This is a genomic window from Bacteroides galacturonicus (assembly GCF_003096855.1).
Taxonomy (GTDB): Bacteria; Bacillota; Clostridia; order Lachnospirales; family Lachnospiraceae; genus Lachnospira; species Lachnospira rogosae.
The window spans coordinates 1-3,943 of record NZ_QEOA01000001.1 but is presented as its reverse complement, the minus strand read 5'-3'; the positions used below and the strand labels follow the sequence as shown (position 1 = coordinate 3,943).

Below are 3,943 nucleotides of genomic sequence, written 5' to 3'. Positions count from 1 at the left end.
CGGATATTTTATCGTATTCCATGTTTTCTATCTTTCCAATATCATTCTTGTATTTCCTTGTTTTTGATATCTCATAATTAGCCGGCTTTATGAATGCTATCTGATTATTAGCTTCAAGAAACAGATAGTTTTCCTCGCTCTCATAACCAGCATCTGCAGTTATGTTCTTATATTTGAATTTTAAGTTATGTTCAGCATCTTTAAGAGCATACAGCTTCTTGCGTAGTCTCTTTAAATGTTTGATTTTTATTACATTTCCATAAACTATTTTTATGTCATAGAGTTGTTCACATTCAGCTACAAAATCAGCTAATTTAATTAACAGTTTTGCCTGATTTTTTGTAACGGCTTTTTTCCACACGAAAGTATATTTATTGGCATCTGCCTCAATCTTGGTACCATCAATAAAGATAGTTTCACCAGATATTTCACCTAAATCAAAAAGGATATTTGAAACTTCTGCGAGAATACGCTTAGAACAAGGGGCAAAATGAATGCTTCTGAATCCTGCAAGTGTTGCATGATCAGGTGCAGAATGCCCTTCTAAAAGAAACATGAAATTGATATCTCTTTTGCAGTTTAATTCCATAGAACGGGATGAATAATCGCCATTCATGTAAGAGTATAAAACAATCTTCAAAAGTGTTCTTGGCGATAAAGAATTTATTCTATCATAAGTAGAATATAGATCAGTCAAATCCATCTCCTCTACAAACTGACTGAGTAACCGCACAGAATCATTCTTAGGAATAATTGTTTCTAATTTGAGTGGAAGTTTTAGTTGATATCCACTCTGATTTAACGTATAATCTTTTTGTAATTTATTATGTAATAGCATACTAATATTTTACCATAAATCCCAGGTTTTTCGAAGCCTGGGATTTATTTTTTTAGGTTATATCCCACCTTAACATAAAAGAAGGGGCACCGCACTAATTTCTTAGTGCGACAGCCCCATCTTATACCTATATCTAAAATCCTGGTTTCACTTCGTATAACTTGCCATCAACCTTAAGACTAACCGCACATAACGCTATGCAGCCACGCTTAATACGTATGCCTTTTATCCTTTCAGCTGCCTGGACTGCCATATTTCCACCATACTTTCCATCACCAGCAACCGGCATGTTTCTTGAAGCAAGCTGGACACGTATCTGATGATGTATGCCTGTTATAAGATGAATATCCAGCCTTGATATGTCTGCTTCTTCATCATAAGAAAGAAGCCTGTACTTAAGTCTTGCTTCCTTAGAACCCGCCGTTCCTTTTGAAACTACCGATGATTCATTATTCTTTGCATCTTTTATAAGATTATCCACAAGTTCGCCCTCATCAGAATCTGGTTTTCCACATACAAGCACCTGGTAATGTTTACATAGTGTTCCTTTTTGCATAAGTAAAGACAATCTTGCTGCTTCCTTTTTATTCTTAGCCATAAGCACAAGCCCTGATACAGGACGGTCAAGTCTGTTTATTATAGCTGCGTAAGCTTCTTCACCCTTGCTTTTTCTATATGTAAGAACTTCACTTACAAGATCCATCTCAACTAATAATTCCAATACTCTTAATCCACTTTGTAAAAAGTACTTTCCACTCACCAGTCTGTGCAAAATCATCACCACAGCCATAACCATGGCCACCTGTTCTAAATATATGAAGTTCAGCACTTACACCGGCTTTTCTTGCTGCCATATAAAAGCCCACACTGTTCTCAGACAATGTTGTTCTGTCATCATCCGTTTCACATATAAATACTGGCGGCATATCCGGTCTTACAAGCTTATCCGGATTATACTTATGCAGTATCTTTGCCTTACTGTCACTGATTCTCTCAAGCACCTGTTCCTCAGACATATATCTTTTGCCTGCTTCAATACAATCGTCAATACTTATAACCGGATATGAACAAACAGCAAAATCTGGTCTTGCTGATAGTTTATCATATTCATCCTTATACTTATAATCCGCATACACATCACTTTCATACGCTGTTGATAATAACGCTGCCATAAAGCCTCCTGCTGAAAAGCCCATAACGCCTATCTTAGCTTCATCTATACCGAATTCCTGTGCCCTTCCTCTTATAACTCTCATTGCACGCATAGCATCTATAAGTGGGACATCCTCTGCATTATCATGTTCATCTGATGGAAGTCTGCATTCAAGAACAAATGCAGCTATTCCCATACTATTAAGCCACTTTGCAACATCTTCACCTTCAAAGTTGTATACAAGGCGTCTGAACGCACCTCCTGGAATAATCAATACTGCCGGAATCCTTTGTCTGTCTGTACTGTTACCAATACCATCAGGTATATAAGGAACAATATCCGGATCTGTAATGTTCTGCACTATATGCTTTACTCTTCCATCAGGCATATCTTCAGTGTAATATTTTCTTGTAAGCTTAAGGTTCTGCGAACCCGGAGCCCCATGCTCAAACAGCCTTATCTTGTTTACTGGTGACTTAAACACCTCATTCTGCGTATCTGTCATATCTACTCCCCCCTGCTCTCAAGAAACAAAAGCTTATTAGCCTGTATGCTCAGCTCATCATAATGCATAAGCATATCACTCTCATCATATTCTTCCGGAATCACTTTATAGCCTTCAAACCTTATAAGATTCTTGAAATATTCTTCCACATCTGCTGTCTGCTTAACAACAACCTCACTGAATGCCACTTCCTCTTCTGACTCCTGAAAATCTGGTCTGTAAAGAAGCTCACCGGTAATTATATTTTCTTTATCGGCTACAAATACGGCTTTGGCATAATATTTGTTACTGTCCGTTGTCGCAAGACGTATTCTTCTTAGTGGTGCCATCGTCTTATCATTCATGGCATTCGCTTTCCTGACTTCTTCTGAATCAAAATATTCCTTTTCAATTATCATATTTAACCTTCTTTCTGTCATATAAATCACTCATAGTTTTACAATATCCAAAACAGGACGATATATTTAAGGTTCTTAATTGATATATGTTCTAAACAGGCTTTTGTATCAGAGAAAACTATTTTTCCATTTTTTAGCCCCCAAAATGGAATTTATTTTTTCACTTTCTTTTCCACAGTTTTGCATTAAATAAATTCATTTTCTTCTTTTCACCTTGCTTCTTTTTGAAAAATTATATTTCCTTTTTTATGAAGAATTTCGGAAATTAGATTTGCGTGATACAAAGAAGTAATTGTCTACCACTATGCTAACTCACATAGTGCTAAACGTCAATTATTTCTTACCATTATATTTCATCTGGTCTGACTTCTGTTGAATTAACTTCACGCACCATCTGCATCATATAATTTTTATTCATATCACCATTATCAGGAACTAATATAAGTTCGTGTATGCTGCTTGGTAAAACATATAGCCCTTTACAATTATTACCAGTTTAATCCTTCACCTTATTTAAACAATCCTTTAAAATGTCTGTGTTATCGTAAAGCAATAAAGATACCCCGAATGTTCTGTCTTTATTAGATAGCACATAAAGGCTTGTATCAAAATCATCTTTATCCATATAAGGGTATAACTTTTCTGCTATATTAAAAAATTCTGGTGTATTTTGTTCCATAGTATTCTTATAAGCATAATCCCACAATTTATTTACGGCATCATTTTTATCTATTCCCCATATGTCTAACATCTGATTAGTAATAGTTGCAGGAGCACCACGTTCAATCTGTAAGTAATACATTACCGACAAATCATCTGTAATAGGGAAGTGTGGAGCATTACTGAATAATTTTTTATTTGCCTGTGTATTAACAATTATAAGAACATAACTGCAGATGCTGGTTATGAGAGCGAGGAAAACTATCTGTTTCTTGAAGCTAATAATCAGATAGTATTCATAAAGCCGGCTAATTATGAGATATCAAAAACAAGGAAATACAAGAATGATATTGGAAAGATAGAAAACATGGAATACGATAAAATATCCG

At 35.5% G+C, this 3,943-nt stretch carries 3 protein-coding genes and 2 pseudogenes; all 5 read right to left on the bottom strand.

Translation table 11 applies throughout. The features are described 5' to 3' along the window. A pseudogene (locus tag C7390_RS00030) lies at nt 1-628 on the bottom strand (transposase); the annotation flags it as partial. Between the two features lie 343 nt (nt 629-971). Further along, nucleotides 972-1,559: an RluA family pseudouridine synthase gene (locus C7390_RS00025; RefSeq protein WP_318295433.1), complete on the bottom strand. Its 588-nt coding sequence runs from the start codon at nt 1,557-1,559 to the stop codon at nt 972-974. Next, nucleotides 1,543-2,496, bottom strand: coding sequence for an alpha/beta hydrolase (locus C7390_RS00020; RefSeq protein WP_055306193.1), 954 nt, complete (start codon nt 2,494-2,496; stop codon nt 1,543-1,545). Before C7390_RS00020 ends, C7390_RS00025 begins: the two co-directional genes overlap by 17 nt. A gap of 2 nt (nt 2,497-2,498) precedes the next feature. Then, nucleotides 2,499-2,894, bottom strand: coding sequence for a hypothetical protein (locus tag C7390_RS00015; RefSeq protein ID WP_318295432.1), 396 nt, complete (start codon nt 2,892-2,894; stop codon nt 2,499-2,501). A gap of 346 nt (nt 2,895-3,240) precedes the next feature. Next, nucleotides 3,241-3,717, bottom strand: a pseudogene (locus C7390_RS13485) (DUF5688 family protein). Between the last annotated feature and the right edge of the window lie 226 nt (nt 3,718-3,943).

What these genes read in the sequence shown, in the direction of transcription:
- C7390_RS00020 (WP_055306193.1), bottom strand. Translation starts at nt 2,496, where the DNA reads ATGACAGATACGCAGAATGAGGTGTTTAAGTCACCAGTAAACAAGATA.
- C7390_RS00015 (WP_318295432.1), bottom strand. Translation starts at nt 2,894, where the DNA reads ATGATAATTGAAAAGGAATATTTTGATTCAGAAGAAGTCAGGAAAGCG.